Annotated in this window: 13 protein-coding genes and 1 pseudogene; 6 read left to right on the top strand and 8 right to left on the bottom strand. The window is 55.3% G+C overall.

Annotated features, from left to right (window positions below):
- Positions 1-4 precede the first annotated feature (4 nt).
- From ACR0ER_RS22030 to ACR0ER_RS22020, 3 genes are all read left to right on the top strand, one after another.
- Positions 5-1189: an acetyl-CoA C-acyltransferase gene (locus tag ACR0ER_RS22030; protein ID WP_170568155.1), complete on the top strand. Its 1185-nt coding sequence runs from the start codon at positions 5-7 to the stop codon at positions 1187-1189.
- A gap of 120 nt (positions 1190-1309) precedes the next feature.
- Entirely contained in the window at positions 1310-2887 is a 1578-nt protein-coding gene (locus ACR0ER_RS22025; protein ID WP_170568154.1) for an ABC transporter substrate-binding protein, read from the top strand.
- A 103-nt stretch (positions 2888-2990) separates the two neighbouring features.
- A complete protein-coding gene (locus ACR0ER_RS22020; RefSeq protein WP_170485289.1) occupies positions 2991-4094 on the top strand; it encodes a glycine cleavage T C-terminal barrel domain-containing protein in 1104 nt (367 codons plus the stop codon).
- Between the two features lie 534 nt (positions 4095-4628).
- Here the strand turns inward: ACR0ER_RS22020 and ACR0ER_RS22015 are convergent.
- The 3 genes from ACR0ER_RS22015 to ACR0ER_RS22005 form a co-directional block, all read right to left on the bottom strand.
- Positions 4629-4973, bottom strand: coding sequence for a type II toxin-antitoxin system RelE/ParE family toxin (locus ACR0ER_RS22015; RefSeq protein ID WP_480770768.1), 345 nt, complete (start codon positions 4971-4973; stop codon positions 4629-4631).
- A complete protein-coding gene (locus ACR0ER_RS22010) occupies positions 4963-5220 on the bottom strand; it encodes a ribbon-helix-helix domain-containing protein (RefSeq protein ID WP_480770767.1) in 258 nt (85 codons plus the stop codon). Before ACR0ER_RS22010 ends, ACR0ER_RS22015 begins: the two co-directional genes overlap by 11 nt.
- Before the next feature lie 290 nt (positions 5221-5510).
- Positions 5511-6071 (bottom strand): recombinase family protein, encoded by a 561-nt coding sequence (locus ACR0ER_RS22005; RefSeq protein WP_170516133.1) that lies wholly within the window; start codon positions 6069-6071, stop codon positions 5511-5513.
- A 134-nt stretch (positions 6072-6205) separates the two neighbouring features.
- Here ACR0ER_RS22005 and ACR0ER_RS22000 point away from each other — a divergent pair.
- Positions 6206-9180, top strand: a pseudogene (locus tag ACR0ER_RS22000) (Tn3 family transposase).
- Positions 9181-9442: 262 nt separating this feature from the next.
- Complete coding sequence (gene speB / locus ACR0ER_RS21995) at positions 9443-10423, top strand: agmatinase (protein ID WP_170352649.1); 981 nt, start codon at positions 9443-9445, stop codon at positions 10421-10423.
- A gap of 195 nt (positions 10424-10618) precedes the next feature.
- Here speB and ACR0ER_RS21990 read toward each other — a convergent pair whose 3' ends face one another.
- The 4 genes from ACR0ER_RS21990 to ACR0ER_RS21975 all read right to left on the bottom strand — a co-directional run bounded on the left by ACR0ER_RS21990 (position 10619) and on the right by ACR0ER_RS21975 (position 15050).
- On the bottom strand, positions 10619-11413 hold the full coding sequence (locus tag ACR0ER_RS21990) for a DUF3299 domain-containing protein (protein WP_170485422.1): 795 nt from the start codon (positions 11411-11413) through the stop codon (positions 10619-10621).
- Positions 11410-13245 (bottom strand): amidohydrolase, encoded by a 1836-nt coding sequence (locus ACR0ER_RS21985; protein WP_170486578.1) that lies wholly within the window; start codon positions 13243-13245, stop codon positions 11410-11412. Before ACR0ER_RS21985 ends, ACR0ER_RS21990 begins: the two co-directional genes overlap by 4 nt.
- Positions 13246-13725: 480 nt before the next feature.
- The gene (locus tag ACR0ER_RS21980) at positions 13726-14235 is read right to left on the bottom strand and encodes a nucleoside deaminase (protein WP_480770766.1); all 510 of its coding nucleotides are present in this window, start codon (positions 14233-14235) and stop codon (positions 13726-13728) included.
- A gap of 137 nt (positions 14236-14372) precedes the next feature.
- The gene (locus ACR0ER_RS21975) at positions 14373-15050 is read right to left on the bottom strand and encodes an ankyrin repeat domain-containing protein (RefSeq protein WP_480770765.1); all 678 of its coding nucleotides are present in this window, start codon (positions 15048-15050) and stop codon (positions 14373-14375) included.
- Positions 15051-15104: 54 nt separating this feature from the next.
- On the opposite strand from ACR0ER_RS21975, the gene ACR0ER_RS21970 reads away from it, so the two are divergent.
- Positions 15105-15449: a WGR domain-containing protein gene (locus tag ACR0ER_RS21970; protein WP_480770764.1), complete on the top strand. Its 345-nt coding sequence runs from the start codon at positions 15105-15107 to the stop codon at positions 15447-15449.
- A gap of 52 nt (positions 15450-15501) precedes the next feature.
- Here ACR0ER_RS21970 and ACR0ER_RS21965 read toward each other — a convergent pair whose 3' ends face one another.
- On the bottom strand, positions 15502-15747 hold the full coding sequence (locus ACR0ER_RS21965) for a hypothetical protein (RefSeq protein WP_298856126.1): 246 nt from the start codon (positions 15745-15747) through the stop codon (positions 15502-15504).
- Between the last annotated feature and the right edge of the window lie 786 nt (positions 15748-16533).

Here is a 16533-nt window from a genome sequence, read left to right as displayed (position 1 = left end):
TGATATGAAAGATGTCGTTGTCGTTTCAACCGCTCGAACACCCATAGGGTCGGCTTTCAAGGGTGCCTTCAATAACTCGAAGTCGCCGACACTCGCTGGACACGCCATACGAGCCGCCGTCAGTCGGGCCGGTATCGATCCAGCAGAGGTAGAAGATGTGGTGCTGGGATCGGTCCTGACCGCTGGGACTGCCGGCCTGAACATCGCCCGCCTGGCAGCGCTTGCAGGTGGTCTCCCGCCAACGGCGGCAGCCCAGACTCTCGATCGTCAATGTGCCTCGGGCCTGATGGCCATTGCCACAGCGGCAAAACAGATTTCGGTCGACGGAATGGGCATTGTCGTGGCGGGAGGACAAGAGAACATTTCCGCGGTGCAGGCCAGGTATTTCGACTGGGTCATGGACGAAAAAGACCCAGCCGTAGTCCAAGCCTCAGAGCACGCGTATATTCCGATGCTTGTAACCGCCGAAAATGTAGCGCGTCTGCACGGGGTAACTCGTGAGGCACAGGATGAATTCGCGGCACTGTCGCAAACGCGCACGGCCGCCGCCCAGGCTGCAGGAGCATTCGACGATGAAATCGTACCTGTAACAGCGACCAAGCTGGTCAAAAACCGTGAATCTGGCGAAATTACCGAACAAACCGTTACGGTTAGGCAGGACGAAGGCAACCGGCCGGGAACGACAATCGAAACGCTTGCGGGGCTGAAGCCGGTTGTTGAAGCCGGTGTCGTGACCGCAGGAAACGCGAGCCAATTGTCCGACGGGGCATCGGCCTGTGTGCTGATGTCGGCCCGTATGGCCGAACGGCGCGGCTTCGCTCCACTAGGCGTATACCGGGGCCTTGCTGTGGCAGGTTGCGCTCCGGAGGAGATGGGCATGGGACCAGTTTGTGCTGTTCCGAAGCTACTGGAGCGTGCCGGATTGAAAGTGGATGACGTTGGTCTTTGGGAATTGAACGAGGCTTTCGCAGCCCAGGCCATTCCCTGCCGGGATCAGCTGGGTATTGACCCCGAAAGGCTAAACGTGAATGGCGGCGCGATTTCCGTCGGTCACCCCTATGGAATGACTGGCTCCCGGTTGGTTGGCCACGCGTTGATTGAGGCGAAGCGGCGCGGGGTTCGATATGTGGTCGTCACCATGTGCGTAGGCGGTGGTATGGGTGCGGCTGGGCTTTTCGAAGTCTGCTGACATTTCCATAACCTCAGTTATGGCAATGTCATGGAATCGGTTGTTTGTGTACAGGGTGCCGTCCGCTCAAACTTCGATGAACAGCGGGTGCAACCCGCATCGGTCATCTGGGAGGAAAAAATGTCCGACATCGATAGCTTGGTACGCCAATATAAGGCGGGATCGCTCAGTCGTCGCGGTTTTTTCAAACGCGCAGGCGCTTTTGGTTTATTGGTGCCCACAGCCAGCAGCATTCTTGCCCAGGCTGGTCCCGCATACGCTCAGTCGCCAACACGCGGTGGCTGGCTGCGGATCGCGCAGGGCAACACCGATGATACCCTAGAGCCCGTCAGGATGACGGATACTTCGGATGCAGTCTACGGCAATTGCGTCTACCAGCGATTGACTCGTTTGCTACCCTCGCTTGAGGTCGAAGGCGACGCTGCAGAGGAATGGAGTGTCAACGATGCAGCGACCGAATGGACATTCAAGTTGCGCGATGGCCTAGTTTTCCACAACGGTCAGAACGTCACCTCAGCCGATGTAGTCGAAAGCCTGTCGCGCCACATTGCCGAGGGTTCGGAATCGCCTGCCAAGGCTCTGCTTTCGACCGTCACTGCAATCGATGCACCCGATGCTATGACCGTAAAGATCACCTTGTCCTCCGGCAATGCAGACCTGCCGGTGATCATGTCAGACTACCATCTGTCCATCCATCCAGCCGGGCACAGCGATTTCACGAATGCAATTGGCTCCGGCCCGTTCAAGGTGATGGAATTCATTCCCGGCGAGCGAGTGGTTTTCGAACGTTTCGAAAACTACTATGAGGACGGTAAGCCTTACCTAGATGGCTTGGATTTCATCCCTGTTCCGGACGCAAACGCAATGTTGAGCGCGTTGTTAGCGGGGGATGTAGACTCCGTATACGACGTTCCGGCCTTCGCTGTTGATCAGCTCAACTCCAACGACGCTGTGACGCTTCACAATACACCGACTGGTTCGTTTACCAACATGGTGATGATGGTGGACCGCGCTCCGACAAATGACGCGAATTTCCGTAAAGGTGTCAAACACGCGTTGAACCGTGAACTTGTTTTGAACCAGGTGTTCAAGGGAATAGGTACTATTTCAGCAGACACACCGATTGGCCCGACCTACAAGTACTGGTGCCCGGACGTAAAGCCTGCCGAATACGATCCCGACAAGGCAAAGTTCTACTTCGACAAGGCAGGGGTTTCGGGCTTCGACCTCCATACGTCCGAGACTGCTGGGAATTCGGCAAACGACATTGCTTTGACTTTCCAGCAATCTGCAAAGGGAGCGGTAGATGTAAATGTGATAAAAACCCCATCGGACGGGTACTGGACCCACACCTGGATGCAGAAACCAATGACCATGTCGGGTTGGAACGCTCGACCTACTGTCGATGCCTTCCTGACCATCGCTCACATGAAAGGTGGCAGTTGGAACGAAACCATGTGGGGTTCTGACGAATTCGATTCCATGATCCTGGCGGCCCGCGCCGAATTGGATGAGGCAAAACGCGCGCAGATGTATTGCGACATGTTGCATATGATGAACGACGATGGCGGCTTTGTGAACGCCGTGTTCCAGAACCAACTTGAGGCAACAGCACAAAACGTCATGGGGTACACACCCCATCCGGTTGGAACTCTTGGTGGGTTTGGTCAGACTCTACGCAATATCTGGCTTACCTAAGGCTGCTTTCTCCCCGTCAGTGGCACCAGTCAACTGACCTTTGGTCGCCGGTTCCACCCGGACCGGCGGCCTTCTCTTGTCTCCCTTAAATCGCGATCAAGCCATGTTCTCTATTTCTCCGTCCACGCGTCTGCGCACATCACCCTTCTATGAGGCCACCTTGGCCGATGGTGTGTGTGCCATGACAACTTACAATCACATGTTGATGCCGACCTCCTATGGCAGCCCAGAGGAGGAGTACTGGCGCATCATCAACGATGTCTCGATGTGGGATGTTGCGGTAGAGCGGCAAGTGCAGCTAAAGGGCCCAGATGCCGGGCGTCTGGCGCAAATCCTTGCGCCGCGAGACCTTTCAAAATGCAAGATGGGCCAAGGCAAGTATGTTCCACTTTGCAACCACCATGGCGTGCTTATCAACGATCCAATCCTACTGAAGCTGGACCAAGACCGCTACTGGCTGTCTATCGCGGACAGCAATATCTGGTTCTGGGCCGAAGCCGTCGCACGAGAGCGCGGATTGGATGTGGAAGTCAGTGAGCCTGATGTCTCACCTCTGGCCGTGCAGGGTCCCAAGGCGGAAACTGTGGTTGCCTCGATCTTTGGTGATTGGGTGCGAGACCTGAAATACTTCTGGTTCCGGGAAACCGAAATTGACGGTATTCCGGTCGCCGTCGCCCGGTCGGGCTGGTCCAAACAAGGTGGGTTCGAGATTTACCTGATGGATAGTGCCAAAGGCACTACACTCTGGAACATCGTCAAAGAGGCCGGCCAGCCACACGGTATTGGTCCAGGGAACCCCAACTGGAGTGAGCGAGTCGAGAGCGGTCTCGTTTCCTATGGAGGCGACACCGATGGACAGACCAATCCCTACGAAGTCCGCATGGGCAAATATGTGGACTTGCATGTGCCTGACGACACGATTGGGATCGATGCGTTGCGCCGTATTGCGGATGAGGGGCCGAAACGGCATCAGTTGGGGGTTGTGCTGGACGCTGGCAGTCCTGCAAATCCAGAATTCACTTGGAACGACATAGAGAAAGGGGGGGTAAAAATTGGTGATTTGACGACGTGCGCCTGGTCTTTCCGGATGAAAAAGAATATCGGCTTTGCTTTGGTCTCGGTCGATGCCGAACCCGGCGACAGGGTCACGGTAAAACGTGGCGCTGGACCGGTTGGCGGAACGCTTTGCGAGTTGCCTTTTCTCTGAGAGCACGACGGACCTGGTCACCAAAACGAAAGGGCAAATTCCGATTGTTCAATGAACCGATGTGCTTTTCGTCGGGTCGCCCAACCCTTGTTGTCCCACACACTCATGTGGCCGAAGAACTCATCCAGATCTGCTCCATCGCCAGTGGTGCAGATCACCACGTCTAGGTAGAATTTTTCGACCACTAGCAAGTTCAATGGCGCGGAGCGAGAAGCCGACGGGTCGCTAACGGCGCTGACTGACCAGTTTTTAGCCCAGAGACAAAACCAACACCCAGACCGTACGTTTTTGCGTCTTTCAGGATCGGGAAACCACCAACCATCGCATGACCAAAGCTCACCAATCGCGCAGATCCAGCTCTGAGTGGACCACTCTCCTCCATGACCCTGATGGCATCCAGACTGAAATCCTTGGCTAGGTCTTAGTTTTGAACCGCAGGAATGCACTCGAGATTCCGTACAGTTCGAATTTCATAAAAGGTAGCCGACTTATGAGAACTGCCGGCCGATCCTACGTCCAATGGGCGCGTTGGGGTCAGGACAATAGCCGCAGCAGAATATGTGCATCGTGGTTTTGACCGCTATAGAAGACGGCGAGTACTCGTACGACCAGTTCGTCATCGTCGACTTCAAAATAAATGATCGCTTTGTTCTTGGTTACGTTTCGAATGCTATTGCCGAGATGTGGTCTTAGGGTGCCTTGATGCGGAACGTCCACCAGGCTTTCGAGGCTCTCCTGAATCTCTATGACGCGCTTCTCAGCGCGCAGAAAAGCGGTTTCCAGATCTTCGCCAAAGTGCTCAGCAGTTTCAACAAGATAGTCAAATATGAGATCGAGATCTGAGGTGACTTCTTCGGCGCGAACGACTTTATAGACCACGCACAGCCCGCTTGCGTGCGATCATGTCTTCGGTGCGCTCTTTGCCCTCTTCGAGAGTAATGAAGGTTCCGTTTCGACGCTGATCCAGCAGCTCTCGCAGTGCGTCAGTGTTTTGCGATTGCTCACGCATCAGTTCAAGCCCATGCTGAAGCACGGCGGACAGGCTAGCGTAATGACCCTGGGCGACAAGATTCCGCGCATAGGCCTCTTGGGATTCAGTCAGGGATATTGATGCTTTGACGCTCATATCTAGCCTCGTTTGTACTACTGAGTAGTATAAGTTGCTACAAACAACTGTCAATATTGGGCGCGCACGGACGTATTTTGTTGGCATACCTATATAGAAAGAAACTTCCCTGAGTATCCTGCTCTATCGTAATGGCAGGCTAACGCCGTTCAAAGGTATCTGATCCACACTTTTTGATCCCGATTGAACCCAAGTTCTTCAAAGATCCCATCAGCATCCAGATTGGGGTCACTGCATAAAAGTGACTTTATTGCCCGGCTCGCGCGAACTTAACCGGAACATCTGTATTTTCAGTCCGCTTTTTGGTCTCTGAGAGCATTGTAGAGGCTGGTTTTGCTGATTTTGAGGCGCGCTGCGGCCTCTCGGACCGTCAATCCATCGCTGATATGATCTCTGGCCTGCTGCAGTTTTTTGGGTGTTACGACAGGCTTGCGCCCGCCTTTTCTGCCGCGCGTTGCGGCAGCCTTCAATCCTGCCTGTGTGCGTTCGACAATAAGGTCGCGCTCAAACTGGGCAAGCGCGCCGAACAGATGGAACACCAGCGTGCCGCCGGTGGTGGTTGTGTCCACGCCTTCCGTCAGAGATTTGAAGCCAACGCCACGGTCCCCGAGATCTGTCACTGTTTCGACCAGGTGCTTCATTGACCGACCCAGGCGGTCGAGTTTCCAGACCACAAGCGTGTCGCCTTTGCGCAGAAAGGCCAGGGATTCATCGAGGCCAGGGCGTTCAGCTTTGGCGCCGGAGATGACATCTTCAAACACGGTTTCGCAGCCCGCAGCCTTGAGTGCGTCGACCTGTGGTTCCAGCTTTTGGTCTGTTGTCGAGACCCGCGCATATCCAATCAGCGCCATGAAGATAACCTTGTCCGTTTTCCCGTCCTTAAATCAACTTGTCCGACTTCCCGTTGTCAAGCCATATTGACGGACGGAACGGGACGTTCCGCCAAACGAGCGTTTCACGGACATGCATGTAAGAAGGGTATTTCATGGCACGGCGACAATTATTGACGGCAAGGTTCTGGTCTCGGTTGATGGCGCCGCCCTCGGAGGATCGAGAGGTTGCGATGTATTGCACGCTCACCCCGGACGAGATTGAGGCTGTCGCCAGAAAGCGAACAGCAGCTGCCCGTCTGGGCTATGCCGTATCATTGGCTTATCTGCGCCATCCCGGGCGGGTTCGTGAGGTTGGAGAACAGCCCAATCATGCGATGCTGGCCTTTCTTGCAGATCAGGTTGATGCCAGTGCTTCCGATCTGGCGGCCTATGATCGACGCCCACAGTCTCGACGCGAACATATCGCGCAAATCATGGCCCGGTTCGGATATCAGGCCTTCACAAGACCACTCATCCGGGAACTTGTTCATTGGCTGACACCATCTGCCGGAGAAGACCCACGTGCCGAGCCTTTGGCGATCTCGTTGATTGAAGAACTGAGGCGCCGGCGTATCCTGGTCCCGGCCCGCCGGACCGTTGAACTGATTGTCAGGCACGCGATCCGACGCGCGGAGAATGTCAGGATTTCTGCTCTGACCCAGGACCTGCATCCGGACCACCACGATGCTCTGCGCGCTTTGATTGCGCCCCCTGAATTGGGCGAGGTATCGACGCTGAGTTGGTTGAAGGCTGCACCTAAATCGGCGTCGGCCAAGTCCATCAAGGCAGTTTTGGATCGCCTGTTGGTGGTTCGAGCGATCGGCTTGCCCACCAGTTTGCGGCAGAACATTTCGACATCCGCCCTCGACAATCTGGCCGGCGAAGGCTTGCGGATCACGGTGCAAAACCTGCGCCGTATGGCCTTGCCACGGTTGTGGGCGGTTTTGTCAGCCGCCTGTTTGCGGCTGGAAGAACAGCTCACCGACCTTGCACTGGATGTGTTCGATAAATTGCTGGGTCGAAGCTTTCGAAAGGCGGAACAGCAAAGTTCCGATAAAGCATCACAGCTCCTGATGGACATCATCCGCCCCTTGCAGTCTCTCAAAGCCTTTTGCCGTGAGGCACTGACGGCCCGCCTGCAAAGCGGCAATCTCAACGGGATGCTGGACACGGCCAATTGGGATGAGATCGAGAGTGCCACATCCGCAATTGAAACGGCCCTGGGAGACGGAAAACCCGACAAATACGCGGAGCTCATCGGGAAATATCAGACGGCTCGTCAATTTGCGCCCATGATAATAAGGGGATTCGGCTTCAAAGGTGCGGCCAGCGCTGCCAGCCTTCTGCGCGCAGTAGATCTTTTGCGCATCATGTTTGAGGCGAACAAGCGCAGTCTGCCTGACAACCCGCCAACGGGGTTCATTCGGAAAGTCTGGCGTCCATTTGTCTTTCCGGCGCCCGGGGAGGTCAACCGGCGCGCATACGAGCTTTGCGTCTACTTCGAACTACGCGATCGGCTTCGGGCAGGGGATGTCTGGGTCGAAGGAAGTCGGCAGCGCCGCAACTTTGATGATCGGCTCATCCCCAAGACCACTTTCGAGATCTTGCGTACCGACGGATCATTGCCGATAGCGGCCGCCGCGGATGCAGAAACCTATCTTGCGGAGCGGCAACAGCAGATCGAGGTGACCATGGCCATTGTCGCGGCCCGGGCTGAAGCGGGGACTCTGCCGGACGTCGCCATTCAGGGTGGCACCCTGAGCGTTACCCCGGTCAAAGACGAAACACCCGACGCCGCCACGGCCATGAGCCGTCTGGTTTACGGGCAATTGCCACAGATCAAGATCCCCGACCTGCTGACAGAAGTGAACGCCTGGACTGGATTTGCGGAGTGCTTCACCCACTATCGCTCGGGCAGACCGGCGGAAGATCAAAAGGCCCTGTTTGCCGCAGTCCTGGCCGATGGAATCAACCTGAGTGTATCCCGCATGGCGGCAGCAACCCACAATCTGTCCGCCCGGCAGATCGCATGGGCTCATGACTGGCATTTGCGTGAGGAAACATATTCAAGCGCCTTGGCTTGTTTGATCGACATGCACCGCGAACTCCCGCTGGCCAAACTCTGGGGGATGGCGTGACGTCATCCTCTGACGGGCAGTTCTTCCGGGCAGGCGGTCGCGGTGAGGCTTCGGCAGACATCAACGCAAAATACGGGCGTACCCCGGGTCTCAAGTTCTACACCCACATCTCCGATCAATTCAGCCCGTTTCATTCGACGGTCATCACCGCCACCGAAAGCGAAGCGCCCTTCGTTTTGGATGGTCTGCTTCGCCACCAATCGGGTGTCGCAATCGAAGAGCACCATGTGGATACTGGCGGCGCGACGGATCACGTCTTTGCACTGTGCTATCTCTTGGGGTTCCGCTTTGCGCCACGATTGCGAAACTTCAAGGATCGAAAATTGTATCTCCTGCCCGGCATGAAGCCTCCGGCCGTCATGACACCCTTCATCGGCGGCACCATCAAGGTCGGTCACATTGTCGATAACTGGCCCGAGATCCTCAGGCTGGCGACGTCCATCAAGGCCGGGACCACCACCGCATCAGCGATCCTTAAAAGCTTGTCCGCCTATCCCAGGCAAAACGGACTAGCAATCGCCCTACGCGAACTGGGACGGTTGGAGCGGACTTTGTTTGCCCTGGAATGGATGCGAAGCCTGGAATTGCGAAAACGAACCAGCGCAAGTCTGGCCAGAGGAGAAGCACGAAACGCCCTCGCACGCGGGGTCTTCTTCAACCAACTCGGTGAAATGCGCGATCGCAGCTATGAGCACCAGATCCACAAAGCATCCGGTCTCAACTTTCTGGTCGCCGCCATCATCCTGTGGAACACAAAATATCTGGAAGCCTCGATCACTGATCTGAGGAAAAACGGTGTGACCATCCCAATCGATATCGTCAAACACATCGCGCCGCTTGGCTGGGCCCATGTCGGATTGACCGGCGACTACCTGTGGAACATGAAACCGCCATTCAACCCAGATCGCCTCAGGCCACTTCGGAAAAATGATCTTCGCAATGCCGCATAAGTTCTCCGTTCGTTCGCACGAACCGGACAATAATGTCACTTTTATGCAGTGACCCCAAGTAGGGCGGAAAGCTGACTTTCGTTGTGTCCGCATAATAGGCAAGGACCTCTGCCGAAAGCTGACATTCGATTGATTTTGCAACTAAGATAATCACTGCGCCGCCGAAAATCGGCTGCAAGATCAAGATCACCAGATAGCATCCAGCCGATAATGAGAATAGAAAAAGCCATGAAACCTATCACAAGAAACTGACCAAAACACCATGGCTACAGACCTTAAATCCTATGGCATCGATGCCGCCTTTACCCGTGGCGCACTCAAAGGTTCACAGATTGAGCCCAGTTATTCCGGCGCTCTGAGTTTTATGCGCCGCAAATACACAAAGGATCTTGAGGGGGCGGATGTAGCGATCACCGGAGTTCCCTTTGATCTTTCTGTGAGTAACCGTCCTGGAACCCGCTTTGGCCCAGAGGCAATTCGCAAGGCAAGCGCTCAACATGCCTGGGGCCCAATTTGGCCCTGGCGGTTTGATCCATTCGATACGCTTGCAGCAATCGATTACGGTGATTGCGTTTTCGACTGGGGCGTGCCCCAAGACGTCCCGTTGGCCATAGAGCGCCACATATCGGAGATAATCTCGGGAGGAACGGCCAGCCTTGTTCTGGGCGGCGATCATTTCATCACCTATCCGGTACTTAAGTCCTATGCTGAGAAGTACGGCCCAATCGGTCTCATCCAGTTTGATGCCCATCGGGACGTCGAGCCCGACGAGGGTGGACGCATGGATCACGGCAGTATGTTCAACCTAGCGGTTCGCGAGGGCATCATAGATCCGCAACGGACCGTTCAGGTGGGCATCCGCACCTGTTTCGAGGGCGAAGAGACCTATGGCATGAAAATCTTGCATGCAGACGCCGTACATGCTGCTCCAGCTGAAGAGATTGCCGCAACCATTTTGTCCACCGCTGGGGATGGTCCGACCTACCTGACCTTCGACATAGACTGCCTCGATCCGTCCACTGCTCCCGGGACGGGCACACCGGTCCCGGGCGGGCTTACCAGCTACCAAGCGCTCGCCATAATCCGGGCCATGAAGGGGCTCGATCCAGTCGGCATGGATGTGGTCGAAGTCTCCCCCCCGTTTGATCATGCGGAGATGACCTCCAACGCAGCCGCAATGATCGCCGCAGAACTTCTTTGCCTGAAAGCCTGGGCCAGAGGAGCTCGGGCCGTTTCAGAATAGCCAATAAATCGTCTGTTGCTTGTCTCACAAGTGGAGAATAGCTGCGTGCGGCTTGGCCCCAATAGGCCGTCCGCAGATTGCGCCCTTCTGTCTATTCGAGCTCAAATGTCCGGTAAGGGGCAACGGATCCATAAGTTCGTTTGGACATTCTCTCTATCAAATGGCTCAAGCATCAATCATGGCTGACGATTGATTTCACCAAGAATTGTAGACCTCTACGGTCTTTGCTTTCAGGCTATATTGCGCCTCAATGTTTGCAGCGCCATCAAAAAAGACGACGTCGCGCCGTGTATCCTCGGCGTTCAATTCTCCTTCGATCCAGAAAGCTTCGAAGATTGAGCTGAAGGCAACACCCTTTGGATAGTCCACATGGACAATCTGGTTTGGAGGCGGTGTTGGCGTGTGAACGCAGGCACCTGCAACTGGCACAAACAGGAATTCTGTCACCTTTTTCTCTTCGAAGGCGAGCGGGACAACGTAACCGGCAAGCCGTATAGATTGTCCGAGAATGTTCTGGTTGGGTGCGCGCCTTGCTTTGCCATTCTGAGCGATGATGTTCCGCCGCTCTCTCATCAGGCCGTCTACGTCAACTTGATGCATTGAGAGGAGTGTAAGAGCAGCTTCGTGGCGTTCAAATAGTGCCATATCTTCCCGTTCGCGCGGTGTCGACGTGCGCCATTCGACGTGGATGCGCATGGCGTCGCGCAGAAACGGTCGCATGTCGGCAAAGGGCGTTTCGCTGGAGACATGCACTGGTAGCAGATCCTGCCAGCCAATCACACGCGTACCTGTCGACATGTTTTGCGGCGCTACACTGACTGGCGTTCGGGTCAAATCAAGCGGAGCTGCAAGCGGATCAAACGGCATACCACCGGGTTGCTGGCCCGCAATCGCGCGCTGCCATGCGCTCTCAATGCTTTGTGCCGCAACCGGGAGAGATATCAGACCAAACAGAGCGCCAATCGCAAAAGCTGACAGCGGACTCGTCATCCCTCAGACACTCTCACGCTAGTAACTGCGACGCCTCGGCGCAGTTTCTCGTCGTCGCCTTCTTCCCACTCCGGCTCGGTCAATAGTTTGTCCGGTTCGCCGTCGCGATCAATATCGTAGACCAGTTCGCCGCCAAAATAGGTTTGCAGCACTTCAGTCTTGTGAAATTCAAAAACGTTCTCTTCGGCCTGTCTGCGAATATCTCGGTCGAGCACGATGATGTCTGCAATCTTGCCTTCCTCGAGACTCCCCAACACATCGCCCCGATCCTGAAGGCGTGCACTACCCAGGGTCGAGCCATGGATAACCTCTTCAAAGGTCAATGGTTCACCGGGCATGACAAGACCGCCGGGTGTTCCCATAGCCTGTCGTGTCATGCCGATCTCCATTCCTTCCCACGGCGAAAACACAGGAGACGTCGGCGCGTCAGGTCCAAATCCATACTCCATGAACTCGGTCACGAGTTTGAACTGGTACATACGCTCCAGCACCTCTTTTGGCAGGTTCTGACTGGTCACATTACGAAAGTACTCCTCGGTGGGATCAGCCCAGTGAAGTTGAAGCTGCCCGGAAACCCCGAGCCGAGACATGCGACGAGCGTTGTCGATAGACAAATGGTCAACATGCGTGAAAATCTGAGGGATGTCGTCGCGAAGGGGCTCGCCGGTTTCATGTGCAAATTCCAGCGCGTCGAGCGAGCGGCGGATCCCCGCGTTCCCTTCAACGTGCAGCATCAAGGTAAAATCACGCTCTGTTAGTGCGTCGAAAATCTCTGCAAGGTTGTCTGGTCGAAAGTTCATATCCGGCCGTGTGCCGTCCAGATACGGGCCTTCCATATAGGCAAAACGCCCCGGTGTTCCATCAATAGCGAACTTCACAGTGTTCGCATGGAGAATACTGGGATCAACGCCCGCATCCTCGACTGCGGCCCGCCGTATCTCTAATTGTTCGATCATTGCGGTATCGCCCTCTGGCGTGCCGGTGCCCCAGAACACCATGGCTAATTCGTGCCTGAGTGTTAGTTCTCCTTTTTGCGCCAAACGGACGTAGACGTCATCTGCCCCCTCCTTGGACCCGGCGGCAGCTTCCGTTGCACCGGTGACCCCGACCGCGTTGAGCACGCGAGCGGCACCAATAATCGCTTCCTCCTGTTTCTCAAAAGAATAGAGTTTGTGCTGTTCGACAAACCCTGTCGAAAGGTGAGCTTTCTCCTGCAAAAGTCCGGAAGGTTCATCGCCAGCGTCATTCAAAGGCATGTAGCCGCCTTTCGGTGGCTCCCAATCGGCAGTGATCCCGAGGTATTCCAGAGCTTTCGTCGAATACCAGCCGTTATGTTGCGTATTGTCGGAGATCAATGCAGGGCGTCCACCAACGATTTCGTCCAGTTCTTCCTTGGTGGGATTCTGAAAATGCGCGTCGGACCAACCGCCGCCGATCACCCACTCATCTGGCCCGAGCGTCGCCGCGTACTCCCGGATTACTTCGACAACCTCCTCACGCGACGCATCGTTGTAACCGAACAGGTTGAGCATGACGAAATGCGTCTGCCCAAAGATGCGTGTGTGCAAGTGAGTGTCGATGATACCAGCCATAACGGTATTTGTGCCCGCATCCACGATCTGGGTGCCATCGCCTGCCAACTCGCGGCAACTGTCATCAGTGCGTACACAAATGATCGTGTTTCCCGCAACCGCCACGGATTGCGCCAGTGGCAACTCGGGGTTTGACGTGATGATGTTTTCACTCAGGAAAACGGTGTCGGCTTGCTGAGCAAGTAGCGGCGAGCCTGCGAGCAAAATAGCTAGCGCGAGCGCGCTGTATCCTGATTTCATTTTCAAGTGATTCCCTAAATGCTGACTGTTTGGAGGTTGGCAAAAGACCACAACGAGCGTCAAATCAACTTTTCAACAAAATGGACGCAGGATCTGGCTCTACATCTTTGGCAACCTGATAAAGCGCATCACACCGTTGCACCTGCCTAATTAATCGCAGTGCTTGAACAACATCAGTTTTGTTGTAGCAAAACGGCCTATACTTACGGCGGGAGATCGAAGTTTCAAACCGAACGGCCCGGTCTTTCTCGATCTCACCCGCAACTTGTAGACGGCGCCCTACTGACCATTGCAGGCACTACCATTTTGATCACTTACGTACTGTCGATCCGGCATGGTATCGTGCATATGCGGCGAACGGCAGCATTGCTGAGCCGCGGTACAGCATCCCTGTAGACGGCTGGATGTCGGCTTTGGGCCGGACTTCCCACCGTGGGAGGTGAATGCAAAATGAAACGTTGCTGATGGCTGAGAACCATTCTAACGGCAAAGTTTCGGGGAACCTGCGCTCGTGATTTTCCGGCCGTAGAACATGAGGCGGATTCCAGCCCAGTATGCCGCGGCTTCACACATAGGACATGGTCGGGAAGATGAGTACATGACCGCTTGGTTCAAATCTCGGTCATTGAGGCGGCGCGCCGCGTCCCTGATCGTGGCCATTTCAGCGTGGGCCGTGGGGTCTTGATCTAAGATGACCCTGCTCCATGATTGGCCAATAATAACGTTGTCGCGCACCACAGCTGCGCCATACCCCTGATCTCCATGATCAATCGCATACTGACGCATTTCGAAAGCGCGCTCCATGAATGTGGCATCCTTGGGATCACTTGGTTGAAGTATTGCGCCGTCCGCCCTTGTAGAAGTTTGGCCTACAGCGGAGCCACTCAATCCAATTGTCAGTGCGCTAAAGCCTGATGCGCCAAGAAAACCACGTCTCGCGAAAACGAGTTCGTTGTGGCAGTCCTGTTCACTTTTTCTGATCTTGTCCATTGTGGCGTTACCCGTGAAATGTGTTCAACTCTGCCACCGCTCCGCTACGAGAAGAACTTGATTTGAGGTTGGTCTCATCCAAGCTGCCATCGGCACCTGTGAGGTGGAACGCTCCGCTTCAGCCTGCTGGACTGGTCTCAATCCTCTTTTCTTAGCCGTTCTGCCATCTCAGAAAATCCGCGTAATTCGGCGTGTTCGAGTGGCGTAGTTCCGTTACGATCGGCAAGCGATCGGTCAGCACCCGCTGCCAACAGTGCATCAAGAACTGCAAGATGATCCTGGCCGCCGTCACCAAGCACAACGGCTTCGATAACTGCTGTCCAGTGCAGATTGTTCACATGGTCTAGAGGCGCGCCAGCGGCAATTAGCCGTCGGACAATCTCTACATGACCGAGATGTGCGGCCGCGATTAGTGCCGTTCCGTCATAAGGGCTGGTTGTTAGGCCGGGATCGTTGCCCAACGCGATGGCGAGTGTCATCAATTCCGGATCATTTGCCACGGCCGCAATCGTGACTACGTCGTAAGACTGACCTTCAAGCGCATTCATGTCAGCATCGGCCTCAGCGAGCGTACGCAACGCCTCGTCCTCCGAAGCAAAGGCTGCGACATGGGCTGGCGTGCGGCCTTGGGAGTCGCGCGCGTTGACGTTTGCCCCTGCCGCAACGAGCTGCCGGATCATTTCTTCGTTGCCGGTGTGAGCGGCTGCAAAGAGACCGTCGTATTGCGCGACCTCATCAGCCGAAGGCGGTGTCTGCGCCGTGCCTGCGCTGGCGGCAAGACCCATCACGAAAGCAAATAGTAGAAAACGAAACATGGCAGATCCTATTACCTACATATTGGTCAGCTATAGTAGTAGCGGATGCATTCGATGTCATTTTCCATTCAGGATCAGAATCCTTTCCCGGGAATTGATTTCGCAATGTCATTGGACAGACGGGATGAGTTCGCCGACAATCGCGTCATGGAACTGACGGCAACCACACCTGTCCACCTGATCCATGTGGACCCGGACGTCAACATGGCGCGGTTCTACGGAATTGAGTTGCAGCCGACGCTGTTTGGGGAAGTGTCCGTCCTTCGGACCTGGGGACGTATTGGGACAAACGGGCAAGCCATGATGGTGACATATGATGACGAAGCCCAGGCCGGTGAAGCGCTCCAAAACCTCGAAAAGCAAAAGCGCCGTCGCGGGTATGTTCCGGTCGGTGGTTAGTACCTACCGCCAGCGATCGTAGATCTTTTATCTCTCAACCCAGTTGAGAGATCTATTCTTTGGCCACCCGGCCAGAATGGACATGATCACCGAGGTTTTCCAGCTCATCCTGGCACGCTTCTGAAATACCCTCTGGCAAATCGTATGCTTCAATATCCGCTTCGATCTTTCTCAAGTCAGATTCCAGTCCCATGGATTGGAAATCATCGACTTCTCGAAGGCGGTAAATCAAACGTTCAATCAGCAAACGGTGGGCAAGCATCCTGCCCAGCAGTTCACGAATTATTGGTTCTTGCATGTATCAGTTCTCCTCAATCCGCGCAGTAGGCACGATCGGATTTCCCGGGTCAATCTCGGAACTTAACTTGAGGGGAACCTGCGAAGATCGGCGCCCGACGTTCTGTTCGTAGCGAGAAAGCGGGATGCGACTTTACTCCCTGGCAAATCCCGAGCCTGTCGTCTCGTGACCGGGCTCTAGGTATCAGCCGGCATGCCGGCTTCCACCCAGAACACCCCAGCATGATCTCCCTGTCCCAGTAGCCCCTGGACCGTCTCCTGCGAGCCGGCGCAGGGGCTTTGGGTCATGGTCGCTCCATGCCGTGATGATCTGCCCGTTCGGGTGATGATCCCTTTTGCGCTTCCGCAGGATCGAAGATCCTTTGGCTTTTTTTGTTGGTCAGGCGGGATTTGGACAAGCCAAACGCCCCCCGACGTCAGGGGGAAGGCGCGGCCTCCCCCCTCGGACAAGACAAATAGACAAGACCGTGTCCTCGCGCGGTGCGCTGCGGGCCGCACCACTCTTGTCGATTTGTCCTGTCTCGCCCCTCTCCGCGTTCGCCACGGGGCAGGTTTTAGAGACGACGCCCTTTCAGGGCTTTGCTCAAAACCAGCACCAAAAGGGGATCAACCCCGGAGGTCGCATCACAAAGGAGAGACGGTTTTGAACCTTGAGACGACAAAAGACATCGAGAATGACACGAGCCTTCAGGCGGCAGAGATTGCGGCCCAGAATGACCTGTTTCGGAAAACCCTGATTGATCCGAGTGCAGCGATTGAAATGCAGTCCAAAGACATTCAGGGTCAG

This window comes from Ruegeria sp. CH8 (assembly GCF_056536985.1).
The sequence above is the reverse complement of the archived record's forward strand: the minus strand, read 5'-3'. Positions and strand labels throughout refer to the sequence as shown.